The 16,231-nt window shown below is 63.0% G+C and carries 13 protein-coding genes; 5 read left to right on the top strand and 8 right to left on the bottom strand.

Translation table 11 applies throughout. The features are described from left to right. Nucleotides 1-757: 757 nt before the first annotated feature. From QX121_RS17285 to QX121_RS17305, 5 genes are all read left to right on the top strand, one after another. The gene (locus QX121_RS17285; protein ID WP_315812584.1) at nucleotides 758-1,222 is read left to right on the top strand and encodes a hypothetical protein; all 465 of its coding nucleotides are present in this window, start codon (nucleotides 758-760) and stop codon (nucleotides 1,220-1,222) included. A 352-nt stretch (nucleotides 1,223-1,574) separates the two neighbouring features. Beyond that, nucleotides 1,575-1,775: a hypothetical protein gene (locus QX121_RS17290; protein WP_315812585.1), complete on the top strand. Its 201-nt coding sequence runs from the start codon at nucleotides 1,575-1,577 to the stop codon at nucleotides 1,773-1,775. Nucleotides 1,776-2,012: 237 nt separating this feature from the next. Continuing rightward, nucleotides 2,013-2,435 carry a hypothetical protein gene (locus QX121_RS17295; protein WP_315739793.1) on the top strand — a complete coding sequence of 141 codons (423 nt, stop codon included), beginning with the start codon at nucleotides 2,013-2,015 and terminating at the stop codon, nucleotides 2,433-2,435. A gap of 316 nt (nucleotides 2,436-2,751) precedes the next feature. Then, on the top strand, nucleotides 2,752-3,381 hold the full coding sequence (locus QX121_RS17300; protein ID WP_315812586.1) for a DUF4304 domain-containing protein: 630 nt from the start codon (nucleotides 2,752-2,754) through the stop codon (nucleotides 3,379-3,381). A gap of 252 nt (nucleotides 3,382-3,633) precedes the next feature. Further along, nucleotides 3,634-5,037: an ABC transporter substrate-binding protein gene (locus tag QX121_RS17305; RefSeq protein WP_315812587.1), complete on the top strand. Its 1,404-nt coding sequence runs from the start codon at nucleotides 3,634-3,636 to the stop codon at nucleotides 5,035-5,037. 171 nt (nucleotides 5,038-5,208) lie between these two features. Here the strand turns inward: QX121_RS17305 and arr are convergent, their stop codons facing one another. From arr to QX121_RS17340, 8 genes are all read right to left on the bottom strand, one after another. Next, complete coding sequence (gene arr / locus QX121_RS17310) at nucleotides 5,209-5,622, bottom strand: NAD(+)--rifampin ADP-ribosyltransferase (RefSeq protein ID WP_315812588.1); 414 nt, start codon at nucleotides 5,620-5,622, stop codon at nucleotides 5,209-5,211. A gap of 121 nt (nucleotides 5,623-5,743) precedes the next feature. Further along, nucleotides 5,744-6,376, bottom strand: coding sequence for a glutathione S-transferase family protein (locus QX121_RS17315; protein ID WP_315812589.1), 633 nt, complete (start codon nucleotides 6,374-6,376; stop codon nucleotides 5,744-5,746). Between the two features lie 295 nt (nucleotides 6,377-6,671). Beyond that, nucleotides 6,672-7,322 carry a HEAT repeat domain-containing protein gene (locus tag QX121_RS31655; protein WP_409999347.1) on the bottom strand — a complete coding sequence of 217 codons (651 nt, stop codon included), beginning with the start codon at nucleotides 7,320-7,322 and terminating at the stop codon, nucleotides 6,672-6,674. A 149-nt stretch (nucleotides 7,323-7,471) separates the two neighbouring features. Beyond that, complete coding sequence (hyi, locus tag QX121_RS17320; protein WP_315812590.1) at nucleotides 7,472-8,263, bottom strand: hydroxypyruvate isomerase; 792 nt, start codon at nucleotides 8,261-8,263, stop codon at nucleotides 7,472-7,474. Between the two features lie 45 nt (nucleotides 8,264-8,308). Beyond that, nucleotides 8,309-10,096, bottom strand: coding sequence for a glyoxylate carboligase (gene gcl / locus QX121_RS17325; protein ID WP_315812591.1), 1,788 nt, complete (start codon nucleotides 10,094-10,096; stop codon nucleotides 8,309-8,311). Nucleotides 10,097-10,265: 169 nt separating this feature from the next. Next, complete coding sequence (locus QX121_RS17330; RefSeq protein ID WP_315812592.1) at nucleotides 10,266-12,068, bottom strand: adenine deaminase; 1,803 nt, start codon at nucleotides 12,066-12,068, stop codon at nucleotides 10,266-10,268. A gap of 973 nt (nucleotides 12,069-13,041) precedes the next feature. Further along, nucleotides 13,042-13,875, bottom strand: coding sequence for an IclR family transcriptional regulator (locus tag QX121_RS17335; RefSeq protein ID WP_315739804.1), 834 nt, complete (start codon nucleotides 13,873-13,875; stop codon nucleotides 13,042-13,044). Nucleotides 13,876-14,000: 125 nt separating this feature from the next. Further along, a complete protein-coding gene (locus QX121_RS17340; RefSeq protein WP_315739805.1) occupies nucleotides 14,001-16,142 on the bottom strand; it encodes an acetate--CoA ligase family protein in 2,142 nt (713 codons plus the stop codon). Nucleotides 16,143-16,231: the final 89 nt, after the last annotated feature.

Consider the following 16,231-nt stretch of genomic DNA (forward strand, 5'->3'; position numbering starts at 1 on the left):
CCGCCATCAGGCTGGATAGAGGACTTCCACCTCCAAGCTGTCGTTCATACTCGGCACACCACCCATGGCCCGCCTGCTGAAAAAAATGCAGGCGGCAGGTACCACAGGCAAAGCCGATCAACCGGCATTCCCTGCGCGGCGGTCTTAACGCTTCTTTCGCGCTCTCCTCGGGGACCGGCTGATTGACCCCGTCGCTCGCGCGAGGGCATGAGCCCTCGCCGCGCGCTTGACCTCGGCACCGGGAGGCCAGGACCACACGACTTCGCGTCCGTGATGCATCGTTCGTCCACATGCGCCAAGCGCACGCTGCGACATCTCACGGCCACCGCATCCCTGCCTCACGTGTCGTGACGATCGCGCGCAACGCCCCTCTCGGCGAGACAGGATGCACGCATCATGCATGATTTCTGAAAAATGGAAAGCAATTTCTTGGCTTCGCAGCGATGTGCGCGAGATCAGCTTGATTTCATGGACGAATTCGATTCGTCCGATGCGACGTGCCGTAGCCCTGGCGGCGCGCGTTTCAACCACGTGCGTACAAAGTGCCCAGACTGATTTGCCCGACGAGCGCGCAACCCTTGTTCTTCGGATCGCTTCTGGCCCGTCACGACCTTCCCGGTCGATGGCGGCGATGTCTGCGCTGGAGGCCATATCGAAGCTAATCGTGGAATGGTCGGCAGACAGCTCTTGACCAAAGCGGAACCGGCAGCCGTTATTGCGCAAGGCGATGGAGTTCGGTTGATCGGACGATGGACAGATGAAGCTGGTGAGGGTGACGCTGGTCGCGGCGTTCATGCTTGGGAGCATGCAACCGAGTCAGGCTGCCGTGCGCATTGTTTTTGATCAGGGCGGACGGATCGGAACCTATATCGACAGGTTCAAACTTTTGCGCGACTTCGGCGCGTCCGTCATCATCGACGGCATCTGCGCCGGCGCCTGCACGCTCGTGCTGGCGTACATTCCCCACGACAGCATCTGCGTGACCCCAAGAGCCGTATTCGGCTTCAGGGTCGCGGACAATCCTGGGCCCGATGGGAAGGCAATTCCCAACCCTGAAGCCACGCAGATGCTCTATGATCGTTACCCACCCGCGGTCAGGCAATGGATTACGCGGCACGGCGGCATGACCGCGCGCGCGATCTACCTTCGCGGCCGGCAACTCCAAGCGCTGTACCGGCCCTGCACCACCGATGTCGAAGGTGGACGCGGCCAGCAACGGTAGCCATGGCCAACGGATAATGCTGCGCCCGGGTCACCATGACGAGGCGATCTTACAGTGGCCGGGCTCGAGGCCACTGAAGAGTTCTTGGGTTCAAGTACCGACCCTGAAGCCGAGCCGCTTCTTGAATTGCTTGAGGACTGTAAGCGCGCCGGCGATTTTGACGGCTTTACGCCTCAACGGCAGCTTGCGCTTTATCGGCGATATTACGGGCTCACCTCGTGAGGCTGCCATGTCTGCTTTTGACCCGAAGCCGACATTAGCCGTGCTCCTCATGGACGCTCGCAAATAGCCTGCGATCTCCCGCCCTGCTATAGACCGTGACGTCTTGGGAGTACTCTGACGGGAGGCTGACATGGAAGTGGGAGACCGAGTTAAGGTCCAAGGCATGACAGGTCTGGTGGTGGCCTTGATCTCCGAAGGCAAATTCGCCGAAAGCCACCCCGCCGAGCAGTGGGCGTACCTCAAAGTTGGGACGCTGATAATGACTGATGAGGCGGGGTTGATCCACTACCCATCCTTTAACGGCATCGAGGTCGAGAGGATTGCAAGCTGATACAGGCCCGCTTCTGGCCCATAAGCGAAGTGGCGAGCCGCCACTTTGATGTCTGCTCTGGGGCGGTCAGCCGACTGGAATTGCGCAGGTCGAGTGTTTCGCATTTTGACCCGAAGCGGCATCGTGGCAAATTTCGTCTGAGCCGTGCTGGCTCTGGGTGGTCGGGTTTATTACGGTCAAGAATAAAGGGGGCGCTGGCCAAGCGCTAATGGCGTGGCTAGGATTGGCGTTTAACCTATGAACTTGGGCTGGATGATGCGCATCTCTTACTATGACATAGAAAGCAAGATAGCGGAGCTGCCGGCATGGTTTCATGATGGAGTTCCTCGCTATCTGCCTTTTGGGCCTCGCAAACTTTCAATCTATAACGATGTGTCCGTGCTCGCTCGCGTCGCCTGCCAAGCGTGCAATAGATCCTTTCTCGTCGGTATTATTCCCAAGTCTCAAGACGTCCAAGAGTTAGCGACCGACTTGGGCGTACTGAACAATCTCTCCGATGATCCGCCATTTCACGATCACCACACCGGGCAGTGCGACGGTTTGGCTATGACGTGGATCCTGCAGGAGTTGGTGGAAGTGTGGGCGCGCAATCCGGGAGGAGATTTCGTGCGTCGACACGAGTTCGAACGCATCCTACCTCCAGACTTTTTCGATAGTTGATCCTGTCTGACGCTACGCCCCTTTCTTGTGAGCGATTTGTGACCATTCTTGCGCATGTCGCCGCATGTCTGCTTCTGACCCGAAGCGGTCCTCTCGTCTCGGCGGGTTGCAAAGCAATTTTCTTGCAGCCGGTGACCGATCCCCGCCAATGCTGTATCCTGCGGACCACCAAGCTCGCTTCGATTGGAGGTCATATGCGGCGGCGCGGACTTACTGGTGGTGCGGCCGCTGGCTGGCGGCTTGAAGCGTGCGCGCAGCAGCCAAAGATGCCAGTCATCGGCGCAGCTGGGATTACGACCGAACGTTTGATTGGCTCGTGAGCAATCTCAAAGCGTCCCTGCCAAAAGCCATTCGGAGCCAGTTCGCGCCAACACTCCGGCGGGACGGGTTCTCTGGCACAAGCCGACGCTACTGGCGGCTGGTTGGCGGTCAATGTCAGGTAGTTGAAGTTCAGGGGAGCCGGTATGGCGGAAAATTCGCCGTCAATATGGGCATTCAGCCGATGTCCATACCGCTCCTCTCGGGAGAACCACCTGAGCCTAAGCGCATGCGCGAAATGGACTGCCTGTTTCGTAGGAGACTTGCGAGGCAGCCGGGTGATCAATGGTGGGACTACGAGCCAAACCAGTTGAGTATGGACGCCGCAGCACGCGACGCATGCGCAATGTATGAGCAGGTCGGCAGAGCTCAACTAGATTTCATGGCGCAGCCCACGTCGCCACTGACCACAGTGACGCCGGAAGCCTTTGCGGAGCAAACCTGCGACTTCAAGGGGTTCGGCAACACAGGCGTTCTGATGGCCTGGGCACTCGGACATATGAGAAAAGCCGCAGGCAAGAACGCGGAGGCGCAAGGGTTCGCACGGTTCGCGCTCGAAAAGATCGGCGATGGGCCAGGGGGTAGCGGATTGAAGGCAAAATTGCGCGACTTGTTAGAGGGGTCATAGGACCGATCTGTTGCAAAGAGACTTGGCGTCCGAGGAGTGTAGGCCTTGTAAACGTCACGGTGAGGCAGATGCGCAGACTTGGAGCTATCCTGATTGCGACCGTCGCCACCTCAACCGCCTGTCCCAAGGCGATCCAGCAAAGCTTGCCTCATCAACTCTCGCCAGAAGCGGCGGAACATTCCGGGTTGACACCGGTTCGCCCAAGTTCCAGTGCGCTTGGAGCCGCCACGCGTTTTCTCAGAGGGTCCGCTGATGTCATCGTCCGATGTGGTCAGGAGCGCTCACGATCGCCGCCAACGCCGGTTGCTGATCGTGCTGGCTTTGGGATTTGTCGCCTTTGGCGCCGCCGCGGCGGGCCTGTTCTACGTCTTGCAGCCCGAAACTCTCCGGATCGCCGTCGGACCGGCGGCGAGCGACGACCACAAGGTGGTCCAGGCGATGGCCGACGCCTTCGGTGAGGAAAGCAGGACCGTCCGGCTCTCCCCGATCACGACCGGCGGAGCGGCTGAATCCCTGGCCCTGCTGGCCGCCGACAAAACCGATCTGGCGGTCGGCCGCGGCGACCTCGGCATGCCGCCCGATGCGCAAACACTGGCGGTCCTGCGCAAGAACTATGTCGTGCTGTGGTCGCCCTCCGGGCGACGCGGCAACGAGCCCAAGCAGAAGGCCAGCGGCAAGATCGCAGATATCGCCCATCTGGCAGGTCACAAGGTCGGCATCATCGGGCGGACCGGAGCAAACGTCGCAGTGCTCCAGACCATTCTGGAGGGCTCCGGCGTGCAGCCCGATAAGGTTGCCACGGCTCAATTCGGGACAGACGAGATCGAGAAGCTTGCGCAAGACCCCACCCTCGATGCGTATCTCGCCGTCGGTCCGCTCGACAGCAAGATCACGGTGGACGCGATCACCGCGACCTCCCGGGCACGCGGAGCACCCACGTTTCTTCCGATCGAAGCATCGGAGGCCATTGCCCTGAAGCATCCGCGCTACGAGGCCGAGGAAATTCCAGCCAGCGTCTTCAACGCGAAACCGGCCTGGCCGGAGGACAAGGTCGACACGATCAGCGTCAATCACCTGATCCTGGCCAAGAAGGGGCTCTCCGAAGCCAAGGCGGCGGCCTTCTACCGGCAGCTTTTCGCAGTCCGCGACACGATCACGCAAGGCCTCGCCGGCGCTTCGCACATCATGAAACCCGACACGGAGAAGGAGACCGAGCCTTCCGTGCATCGAGGCGCCGCGGCGGTGATCAACGGCACGGAGCGAACCTTTCTGGACAAGTACAGCGACTACTTCTGGTTCGCCTTGCTCGTTCTTTCCGGCATCGGTTCGGCCGCCGAATGGCTGCGCCGCTATCTGAACCGGGATGAACTGGAGGACAACACCAGCGTCCGCAACCGCATTCTTGCGGCGGTGTCGGAGGTGCGCAATGCCGGCTCGGAACACGATCTGCTGACCTGGCAACGGGAGGTCGACGGGATCATCGCCGAGACCCTCAAGGGCTATGACGATGGAGCCATCGAACAGGAGGACTTGGCGGCATTCGGCCTCGTCCTCGAACTCTTCAACCATGCCGTCGCCGAAAGGCGAGCGACGCTGCAGAGCGGCGCCTCCGATCAATCATGGACGACAGGTCCAACCCTCGCCTCTCGGCGATAGGCTCGGCTCATGAGGAGGAGATTTCGTGAGTCGACACCAGTTCGAACGGACCTTGCCACCGGACTTTTCCGATGTTCTGGACGGAGGACGCCGCGTGGCGAGCGCGTAGCAGCGTCCGCAAACAGCCATCGGGCGCGACGGATCGACGCCAGTGCGATGCCGCCGCGCCGTTCAGTCGATGATGCCCGGCCCTTCGGTCATCGCGCGCGCAACGCCCTCCTTCATCTGCTTCACCACCTCCGGCGCGTGCCCCTGCCACAGGACGACCTCGGCAATGACGCGCAGCGGCGCGCGGGATCGATGAGACCGCGTCGGATTTCCCGGGAACTTCTTGTCCGTCAGGTTCGGGTCGTCGACGAACGGACCGGTGGGCTCGACGACGTAGATCCGTCCCCGTCCGTCACCGCCAGCCAACTCGGCGCCCCAGATTGCCGCGTCCAGCGTGGCCGTGAAGTAGACCCAGGACAGCGGCTCCGCGTCGGTGAAATTGGAGACATATCCGACCGCGATCATGTCGCCCGGCCGCAAATCGGCTCGCGTGCCGTGAAAGAAGGATTGTGCAAACACGGTCGCAACAGATGACATCGGTGACCTCGATGGGTTTCCAGCACTCGTCATCTGTCGCGGAGCGGCAGTCGAATGCAAATGATCGTTTCGTCGGTTGAAGACTCTGTCGGCGAGCTACCCGCCTCTCTCGTTCCGCCACCTAGCTAGTCCACCAGCGCCGCGTGGCCTGGCACGTCTCCAGGGCCCGCTGATAGCCGGCACGGGCGCGCAGCCGCGTCATGTACGCCTGCACCGTATCCCCGAATACGACACCGGCGTTCTTCCGCGCCATCTCGAGCGCGTAGCCTACGGAGATGTCCGCCGCGGTGAACGCATCGCCGGCCATGTAGGGCCCGCGCTCCAGCTGTCGCGTCACCAGGCTCAATCGGGTCGTGAACACGTTCATCGCCTGACGCGCGCTCCAGTTGTTGCGCTCGCTTTCAGGCGCAAGGTGCCGGGCTCCCGAAACGAAATAAAGCGAGGCTGCGAGGCCGGCCTCACCGAGGTGGAGAAACTGCTGGTAGGCAGGAAAAGCAACATCATGTGCCGCGGGCGCCAGCGCTGTCGGCCCATACCGCCCCAGGATGTACTCCATGATCGCAACGGACTCGACCATCGTGACATCGCCATCGCGGATCGCCGGAATGAATCCGGCGGGATTGATCGCCAGGAACTCGGCGTCGTTCTCGACCCCGCCCAGGAGGTCCACGTCCCGAAGCCGGTATGGGAGTTCCATCTCTTCCAGCAGCCATACGACACGGAAGCCTCTGCCCTCTCCGAACACCGTGATCATCGTTCGCAACCTCCTCCGTTGTCCGCTCCCAGGACGGCCCTCCGTTCGTCAGCCCGACATGCGGCCGGAGATTTTCTCAGCGGCTCCTCGAACTCCGGCTTGGCGCAGCACATCATGATCAGACTCGAAGATGAAAAGACGCACTAAAGATGTCGGCGGCTAGCCCATCCCAAACCGTCCAAACAGGTGGGAGCACAGCCCGCTTTCAGGTCTGAAGCAGAAGCAGGCGACCAAGGCCCTCAATGACTGCATTTGACCCGCAGCGGGCATCCTAAGCCTACGAAACGAGCTGGGATCAGCGGCTCGAAAGTGTTTGGATAGCCCGCCACGCTGCCTTTCGAACGTGACCGTCGACGTCCGAGGACAGCTGTGACAACACTGGTAGAATGTCAGGGACTGAAAACTTCTCGGCTAACTCGCAAGCCCATTGCCGGTGTCGGGCAAGCTCATCAACTTGGAATGCATCGAAAAGCGTTCGCCAATGGGCAGAGTGGGCTCGCTGCCGCAGGACCCAAGCAGCTTCGCGCCGAATTTCATTTTCCCAGGCGTCGTTGTAGATGCGAAACACCGTCGGAAAATCTGCATCGACCCAGATTGTACCCAGCGTGCGAATAGCGGTTTGCCGTGTCGCTTTGGATGGATTTGCCAGTAGAGCTACCACAAGCTCGTGCGCCTCTTGCAACTCCCATTGTGCGACGACTTCACACGCTGTGCGCACAACGTATTCTGATGGATCACGGAGAGCCCTCAAAATGATAGAGCGCAACTCGCGCCCATGTGGGTGACGTCCGATTGCATCAATAGCCGCCCGTCGTTCAAATTGATCTTCGAGTCCGGCTGCGTTGGCCAGTGCCTTTAGTGCCGCCGCACCTTCTTGCAAGGCGAGTTTGCGTATGACTTGGTGGGTAGTCGGCGGGTGCGCGCCGGAGGGCGAATTGCAGGACACGACAGCGTTCCAATGTAGGATTGTTCTACTGTTGCACCAAGCGGGGCAGTTCTGCAATTGGCCCAACGCGGACTTTTCAGCCGACGCTGGCGACGTCGGCTCGCAGACATTAACTGGAAAAGGCCGGTGAAGGGACCAAGGAATCAAGCTCAGCCGGCCGGAACGATCGCCCGGTCCGTCAGCCAGCCAAGTCCCTCCGCGGTCGTCGCCCGCGGCTTGTATTCGCAGCCGATCCAGCCGGGATAGCCGATCGCATCGAGGTGGCGGAACAGGAAGGCGTAGTTGATCTCGCCGGTGCCGGGCTCGTGGCGGCCCGGATTGTCGGCGAGCTGGATGTGCGCGATGCGGGCGAGATGCTTCTGCATCGTGCGGGCCAGATCGCCCTCCATGATCTGCATGTGGTAGATGTCGTACTGGACGAACAGATTGTCGGACTCGACCTCCGAGATCAGCTGCAGCGCCTGGGCGGTGCGAGAGAGGAAGAAGCCGGGGATGTCGAGCGTGTTGATCGGCTCGATCAAGAGCTTGATCCCCTGCGCTTTCAGCGCGGTCGCGGCAAAGCGCAGGTTGTAAACCAGCGTCGTATTGAGCTGACGCGGATCGGAATCGGCCGGTGCAATGCCGACGAGGCAGTTGAGCTGGCGGCAGTCGAGCGCCCGCGCGTATTCGATGGCGCGACGAACGCCGTCGCGGAATTCGTCGACGCGATCCGGCAGGATCGCGATGCCGCGCTCGCCCGCGGCCCAATTGCCGGCGGGCAGATTGTGCAACACCTGCGTCAGCCCGTGGCGCGCCAGCTGCTCGCGCAGCTCCGCCTTGTCGAAATCATACGGGAACAGATACTCGACGCCGCTGAAGCCAGCCGCCTTGGCGGCGGCGAAGCGGTCGACGAACGGAAGCTCGTTGAAGAGCATGGTGAGATTCGCAGCAAAGCGCGGCATATCATGGTCCTCGAATTGGTCCTCGAATGAGAGCGGTCGCTGCGATCAGGCCGGCAGCAAGGTGCGCGGCGGCTCGGCCGGGGTGTCGTCCACCGGCAGGTCGAGCACCTCCTCGAATTCGACGACGTTGTCGATCTCGGTCCCCATCGCAATGTTGGTGACGCGTTCGAGCACGAACTCGACCACGACAGGCACCTGGTACTCCGCCATCCATTCGCGCGCGATCGCAAACGCCGCCTGCGCCTTGTCGGGATCGGTCACGCGGATGGCCTTGCAGCCGAGACCTTCGGCGACGGCTATGTGATCGACGCCGTAGCCGCCGACCTCCGGCGCATTGATGTTCTCGAACGACAGCTGGACCTGGTAGTCCATCGAGAAGCCGCGCTGCGCCTGCCGGATCAGGCCGAGATAGGCGTTGTTCACGACGACGTGGATGTAAGGCAGGTTGAACTGGGCGCCGACCGCGAGCTCCTCGATCAGGAACTGGAAATCATAGTCGCCCGAGAGCGCGACGATCTCGCGTTTGGGATCGGCGGCGCGCACGCCGAGCGCAGCCGGCAAGGTCCAGCCCAACGGACCCGCCTGCCCCGCATTGATCCAATTGCGCGGGCGGTGGACGCTGAGGAACTGGGCGCCGCCGATCTGCGACAGGCCGATGACGCTGATGTAGCAGGTGTCGCGACCGAACGCCTTGTTCATCTCGTGATAGACGCGTTGCGGCTTGATCGGCACCTGGTCGAAATCGCTGCGCCGGAGCATGCTGCGCTTGCGGTCCTGGCACGCCGCGGGCCAGGCCTGCCGCTCGCGCAATTTGCCCGCCTTGCGCCATTCGCGCGCGACGCTGAGGAACATCTCCAGCGCCGCCTTCGCATCCGAGACGATGCCGAGGTCGGGGTTGAACACGCGGCCGATCTGGGTCGGCTCGATGTCGACATGCACGAAGGTGCGCCCTTTCGTGTAGGTCTCGATCGATCCGGTGTGCCGGTTGGCCCAGCGATTGCCGATGCCGAGGACGAAATCGGACTCCAGGAAATTGGCATTGCCGTAGCGATGGCTGGTCTGCAGGCCGACCATGCCGGCCATCAGCAAATGATCGTCGGGAATGGCGCCCCAACCCATCAGGGTCGGCACGACCGGCACGTTGACGGTCTCGGCGAACGCGACCAGCAGATCGCTGGCATCGGCATTGATGACGCCGCCGCCGGCGACGATCAACGGGCGCTCGGCGGCGTTGAGCATCTCGAGCGCCTTTTCGATCTGCTTGCGGGTTGCGGCGGGCTTGTAGACCGGCAGCGGCGCATAGGTCTCGTCGTCGAACTCGATCTCGGCGAGCTGCACGTCGAGCGGCAGGTCGATCAGCACCGGCCCCGGCCGGCCCGAGCGCATGATGTGGAAGGCCTGGCTGAACACGCGCGGCACGAGCCCTGGCTCGCGCACCGTCACCGCCCATTTGGTCACGGGCTTGGCGATCTGCTCGATGTCGACGGCCTGGAAATCCTCCTTGTAGAGTCGCGCGCGCGGCGCCTGCCCGGTGATGCAGAGGATCGGGATCGAATCCGCAATCGCCGCATAGAGCCCGGTGATCATGTCGGTGCCGGCCGGCCCCGAGGTGCCAATGCACACGCCGATATTGCCGGCCTTGGCGCGGGTGTAGCCCTCGGCCATATGAGAGGCGCCCTCGACGTGGCGGGCGAGAATGTGGCGGATCGATCCACGCCGCTGCAGCGCGGAATAGAGCGGATTGATTGCAGCTCCGGGAACGCCGAAGGCGCAGGTGACGCCTTCCTTCTCCAAGATACGCACCGCAGCATCGATCGCCCGCATCTTCGCCATCTCGCGCCTCCCTCTGGTTGATGCGCGAGCTTCGCTGCTGGCAGCTACGATCTCAATTCACTCGTCGATTTTTCCCACGATGCGGCACGCTCGGCAAAACACCGGCGGCCTCAGTTAGTTAGGACAGAAGTCAGCTGACATGTCCTAACAGGATGAGGCCTCGCGCACGCTATTCGAACAGCGGCGCGAGCTCCATCTGCGGCACCAGCACGAGGCCCTTGTCGGTGATACGAATTTCCGGAATGACCGATAGGGGAATCAGATTGAAGCCCATGTAGGGAATGGTGCAGCCCGCCTCCACCCATTCGGTCTTCAAAAGCTTGACCTCATCGGCGACCTCGGTGACGCGCTTGTCCGACAGCAGGCCTGCGATCGGCAGCGGCACCATCGCCCTCACCTTGCCATCGGCAACGACGCAGACACCGCCCTGGTGCGCGCCGATCGCGGCGACGGCCGCCTGCATGTCCGCTTCGTTGGTGCCGGCGACGATGATGTTGTGGCTGTCATGGCCGACGCTGGACGCGACGGCGCCGCGCTTCAGGCCGAAATCCTTCAAGAGCCCATGCGCGACGTTGCCCGGCGATTTGCCGTGACGTTCGATCACCGCGACGAAACAGAGGCCGTGGCGTGCGAACAGCGTCGCCCAGTCGTTGGCCGGCTCGATCGCGACCTTGTCGTGGATCAGCGTGATGCCGGGCAGCGCCGTCTTGATCGCATTGACGATGCAGGCCTTGGTGGGCAGCTCCGGCGTCAGCGTCATCTGTCTTGGCAGCTTCACCGTGGCATAGGCGGCCTTCGGGTACTGATAGCGCTGCGACAGCGCCTGATCGAGACGCGGCGTGATCCTGCCCTTGTCGACGACGAGCTCGCCGCCATACCAGGTCGATTGCGGCTTGAGGCCGTCGTCGAGCAAAACCAGATCGGCGCGGCGGCCGCCGCCGAGGCCGCCGATCTCGCCATCCATCGCAAAGCGCGTCGCGCCGTGCAGCGAGCCCATCGACCACGCCTGCTCCGGCGACATCCCCGCCTTCACCGCCTCGCGCACCACCCAGTCGAGTCCAAACAGCATGAGATCGTCGGCATCGCGATCGTCGGTGCACACCGCCGTGCGCTTATGCGAGGCGCCGAGCTCGGTGATGGTGCGGATCGCCTGCGGCAGGCTGTGCCACGGGGTCGTGGGCGGACCACCGCGCAGGAAGATCCAGACGCCGGCATCCAGGAGATCATCGGCGATGTCGCGGTCGATCGCCTCATGCGTGTCGGTGACACCGCTCGCGGCGTAGGCGGCGACGAATTCGCGGCCATAGACATGCCCGGACACCGGCCGTCCGCGCTGCAAAGCCGCCGCAAGGATGGCGTGGCTGCGCTCGTCGCCCATGCAGACCGGCACGAAATCCATCTTCTCGCCGAGCGCGACCGCCTCGGGCCAGCGATCGAACAGGCCGGCGATCTTGTCCGGCGTGAGGTCGCCGCCCGCGGTCTCCAGCGCCGCCGATGTCGCCGGCACCGTCGAGGGCACGGTGAGGAAGATCGACAGCGGCGCCTGCCGCGCATCCTCCAGCATCGCCTCGACACCGGCGACGTCCATCACATTGCCGATCTCGTGGCTGTCGCAGAAGATCGTCGTCGTGCCGTTCAGAAGCGCAGCCTCGGCATAGGCGCAGGCCGTCACCATCGAGGACTCGATGTGGATGTGCGGATCGACCAGCCCCGGCGCGATGATGCCGCCGGCCGCGTCATGGAGCGCGAAACCGCTGCCGAGCGCCTTGTGGGCACCGGCCGGCTTCACCGCCGCGACCCGCCCGCCGGTGATCCAAAGCTCACGTGCGGAAAGAATGCGCTCCGAATAGGTCGACAGCACGCGCGCGCCGGTGATCACGAGATCGGGCGCAATGCGGCCCGAAGCGACATCGGCGAGGCGCCGCGTCATCGTGTGCAGAGGGGCGACCGAGAAGCGGGTGAGTTTGGTCATGGCACGAACTCGCTGGACGTGTTGGGCGATGCACCGCGATGGTTGCGCGATGCACGCGTCCCGGCAAGCCCAAATAGATCGGCAGCCCTGACCACGGCTTGAGCAGCGGGTGAATAGCCCCCCTCCTCCCTCCCCTCGAAATATCCGCGCCTCCATTGTCCTCGGAGACGGACCGCAACATCGGATTGCCCAACGCTCGAGCCGACGAGCCAGGGAGCTCGACAGCAACTCAGGCCGGGCCGAAGCGTCCTTACGGACGCTCCTTCACAACGCGGCAATGCTCACTGCTGCTACGGCGCGCAGACGCAGTTGCAGCCGGCTGCCGTGAGCGTCATGTGCGGCTTGTTGCCTTTGGTGCAATGGTCTTGCGTAAGGACGCAATGAGGTCCACGCGGGGAGGCACGCTTGACGGCTGTGCAAGTCCCCGGGCCCGGGGCCTGGGCGAATGCCGATTCGGAGACAAATAACAGGCCGAGGGCCAAGGCACCGATGATCGGAATGCTCCCGCCCCTCCTTCGCCGATGCCACGCAGTCAAGTCGTCGCCGTGGTTGGCTGACCGCGATTTCGTCCGCACATGAGTGGCCATATCAAGCTCCCTTCGTTTGCAAGGCCTTCATAATCAGGCCGCGGCTTCAGAACGTTGGCCTGCTTCAGGGCGAACAACATTTGTCATCGCCCGACACTCCAGCTTTGCGGGACGGTCGCACCGACGCCGCTTAGCCTAGTAAGTGCAACGGCAACTTTAAATTACATTTATTAGGATAGTATCATAGAGATTGCATATCGGCAACGAGCAGAAGCGCGAAATCGCTCAACGGCACGCGAGGAAAGGGTTGAGCTGAATTTTGGACGGAAGGCGCCCCAAGCGACGAACGAGGGAATCATTCCGGTGATGGTGCACTCACCCCTCCGCCCGTGCGTTGGAGTCAGTTGCACTGTCATCGAAACGTTGCACCCTGCCGAAACATCCTGTTACCGAAACGTTCCGGCCGGCGGCGTCACGCCGCCGAGCGCCGCCGTGAGCTCGGCCGCGACATCCCGCACCATTGCTCCGATCACAGCCACCCGCTCATCGGTCAGCCGGCTCGCCAGGCCCGAGACCGAGATCGCCGCCAACGGCTCGCGGCAGGAATCGTGGACGACGGCGGCGATGCAGCGCAGGCCGATGCGCGCCTCCTCGTCGTCGACGGCATAGCCCTGGCGGCGGATGGTCTCGAGCTCGCGGAACAGGTCGCTGGCGCGGATGATGGACTTCTCGGTCAGGCGCGGCATGCCCTGGCGGTGGATGATGCCGTTGACGTCGTCGTCGGAATAGGTCGCGAGCACGGCCTTGCCCATGCCGGAGGCGACCATCGCCAAGCGGCCGCCGACCTTGGTCAGCGAGCGCATGATCTCGCGGCTCTCCAGCCGCATCAGCACCATCAGCGATTCATCGTCGACGACGGCGAGATTGGCGGTCTCGCGCGACTGGTCGCGCAGCCGGCGCAGATAGGGAATCGCCAGCGCCACGAAATTGCGCCGGCGCGTGAAGGTCGCGCCGACGGCGAAGCTCTGCGCGCCGACGTGCCATTTCGACTCCATGCGGTCGAACTGCACGAAGCGGCGCTTTTCCAGCGTCGTCAGCAATCGATGGACGGTGGAGGTCGACAAGCCCGCACGCACAGCGAGATCGCTGAGGCGATAGCCTTCATCGTCCTCGGCGAGAATCTCAAGGATCTGCAGGGCGCGTCCGACGGATTGCACGCCGCCGTCGCGGGGCTCGGCCGCGGCATCTGCGCGGGACTCAATCGTCTTGCGACGGATCACGTGGCGCCTCTTTGCACCGTCATCGAAGGCGGCGCCGTTGCAGGACGGACGGATCTTGCTTGGGTATGCCTACAAAGAAAGTGCCGCTCCGGCGAGGGGCCGGAGCGGCATTCGCGTCAGATCAATCAGAGCAGGCCGGCGCCGCGCGCCCACTTGTACTTGGCGCCGAGCACCTCGACCGGCAGCTCGGTCGAATAGGCATAGGCCGGGATGCCGTTCTGGTAGAGATATTCGGCGGCTTCCTCGACCTCGACGTCGCCGGCGAGCGAGGCGACGATCGGCTTGACGAAGCCCTTGGCCTCCATCTCCTTCTTCACCTCGACCATGTTGCGCGCGAACACCATCGGCGGGGTCACGATCGTGTGCCAGTAGCCGAGGATCAGCGCGTGGATGCGGTCGTCCGACAGGCCGAGCTTGACCGTGTTCACATAGGTGATCGGCGGCTCGCCACCGGTGATGTCGACCGGGTTGCCGGCGGCACCGAACGGCGGGATGAACTTGCGGAAGGCGGCATCGAGATCCGCGGGCATCGCCATCAGCGACATGCCGTTGTCGACGACGGCGTCGGAGAGCAGCACGCCCGATCCGCCGGCGCCGGTGATGATGACGACGTTCTCACCCTTCGGCGTCGGCAGCACCGGCACGCCGCGGGCGAATTCGAGCAACTGGCGCAGCGAGCGGGCGCGGATGACGCCCGACTGCTTGAGCACGTCCTCGTAGATCTTGTCGTTGCCGGCAAGCGCGCCGGTGTGCGACGAGGCGGCCTTGGCGCCGGCCGAGGTGCGGCCGGCCTTGAGCACGATGACCGGCTTCTTCTTGGAAACGCGCTTGGCGGCTTCGGCGAAGGCGCGGCCGTCCTTGAGGTCCTCGCAGTGCTGGGCGATCAAATTGGTGTTGGGGTCCTGCTCGAAGAAGGCGAGCAGATCGTCCTCGTCGATGTCGGACTTGTTGCCGAGGCCGACGATCGCCGAGACGCCCATCTTGGCCGAGCGCGAGAAGCCGATGATCGCCATGCCGATGCCGCCCGACTGCGACGACAGCGCCGCGTGGCCCTTGACGTCGTAGGCCGTGCAGAAGGTCGCGCAGAGATTGGCCGGCGTGTAGTAGAAGCCGTAGATGTTCGGCCCCATCAGGCGGACGTTGTACTTCTTGCCGATCTCGACGATCTCGGCCTGCAGCTCGGGCTCGTTGGCTTCGGCAAAGCCCGAGGGAATCAGCACCGCGCCGGGGATCTGCTTCTCGCCGCATTCGATCAACGCGCCGGCGACGAACTTGGCGGGAATCGCGAACACCGCCGTGTCGATCACACCGGCCACGTCCTTGACGCTCTTATAGGCCTTGTAGCCGAGGATCTCGGAGGCCTTGGGATGGATCGGATAGATCTCGCCCTTGTAGCCGCCATTGATCAGGTTCTTCATCACCGAGTTGCCGATCTTGCCGTCCTCGGCGGAGGCGCCGATCACGGCGATCGCCTTCGGCATCATGATCCGCTTCATCGCGGTGACGATTTCCTCGTTCGAGCGCGGCGCCGGACGCGGCTTGTAGTCGAAATCGACGACGATGCGGACGTCGGCTGCGATCGCGCCGTTCTTGGTCGCGAACACCGGGTTGAGGTCGAGCTCGACGATCTCCGGGAAATCGCTGACCAGCTGCGACACCTTGACGATGACGTCGGACAGCGCCTCGCGGCTGACCGCGTCGCCACCGCGCACGCCCTTCAGCATCTCATGCGCCTGGATGCCGTCGAGCATCGACAGTGCGTCTTCCTTGGTGGCGGGGGCGAGGCGGAATGTCACATCCTTCAGCACCTCGACCAGCACGCCGCCGAGGCCGAAGGCCACCAGCTTGCCGAACGATCCGTCGGTGATCGAACCGACGATCACCTCGGTCCCGCCGGTCAGCATCTGCTGTACCTGGATGCCTTCGATCTTGGCGTCGGCCTTGTACTTCTTCGCATTCGCGAGAATGGTCTCATACGCCTTCTGCGCGTCGTCAGCGGTCTTGACGCCAACGATGACGCCGCCCGCCTCGGTCTTATGCAGGATGTCGGGCGATACGATCTTCATGACGACCGGGAAACCCATGTCGCCGGCCAGCTTGGCCGCCTCGGCGGCGGATTTGGCCAATCCCTCCTTCGGCACCGGAATGCCATAGGCGTCGCAGACCACCTTGCCTTCGGGGGCGGTGAGGCTGGTGCGCTTGTCGGCCTTCACCCGATCGAGCACTTCGCGGATCGTGGCCTTGGCGTTCGGGATGGCGTCAGACATGGGGGCTTCCTCCTGGGGATTGGTCGTCGTTTATGGCATTTGGTATGCCAGAAGCAAACTTTGTCAAGCGCATCGAAGATGTGGAAACG

Source organism: Bradyrhizobium sp. SZCCHNR2028 (genome assembly GCF_032380995.1).
In the GTDB taxonomy this organism is placed as follows: Bacteria; Pseudomonadota; Alphaproteobacteria; order Rhizobiales; family Xanthobacteraceae; genus Bradyrhizobium.

Coding starts and splice junctions, on each gene's coding strand:
- QX121_RS17295 (WP_315739793.1), top strand. CDS start 2,013: ATGAACTTGGGCTGGATGATGCGCATCTCTTACTATGACATAGAAAGC.
- QX121_RS17285 (WP_315812584.1), top strand. CDS start 758: ATGAAGCTGGTGAGGGTGACGCTGGTCGCGGCGTTCATGCTTGGGAGC.
- QX121_RS17305 (WP_315812587.1), top strand. CDS start 3,634: ATGTCATCGTCCGATGTGGTCAGGAGCGCTCACGATCGCCGCCAACGC.
- hyi (WP_315812590.1), bottom strand. CDS start 8,263: ATGCCGCGCTTTGCTGCGAATCTCACCATGCTCTTCAACGAGCTTCCG.
- gcl (WP_315812591.1), bottom strand. CDS start 10,096: ATGGCGAAGATGCGGGCGATCGATGCTGCGGTGCGTATCTTGGAGAAG.
- QX121_RS17330 (WP_315812592.1), bottom strand. CDS start 12,068: ATGACCAAACTCACCCGCTTCTCGGTCGCCCCTCTGCACACGATGACG.
- QX121_RS17315 (WP_315812589.1), bottom strand. CDS start 6,376: ATGATCACGGTGTTCGGAGAGGGCAGAGGCTTCCGTGTCGTATGGCTG.
- QX121_RS17340 (WP_315739805.1), bottom strand. CDS start 16,142: ATGTCTGACGCCATCCCGAACGCCAAGGCCACGATCCGCGAAGTGCTC.
- QX121_RS17290 (WP_315812585.1), top strand. CDS start 1,575: ATGGAAGTGGGAGACCGAGTTAAGGTCCAAGGCATGACAGGTCTGGTG.
- arr (WP_315812588.1), bottom strand. CDS start 5,622: ATGTCATCTGTTGCGACCGTGTTTGCACAATCCTTCTTTCACGGCACG.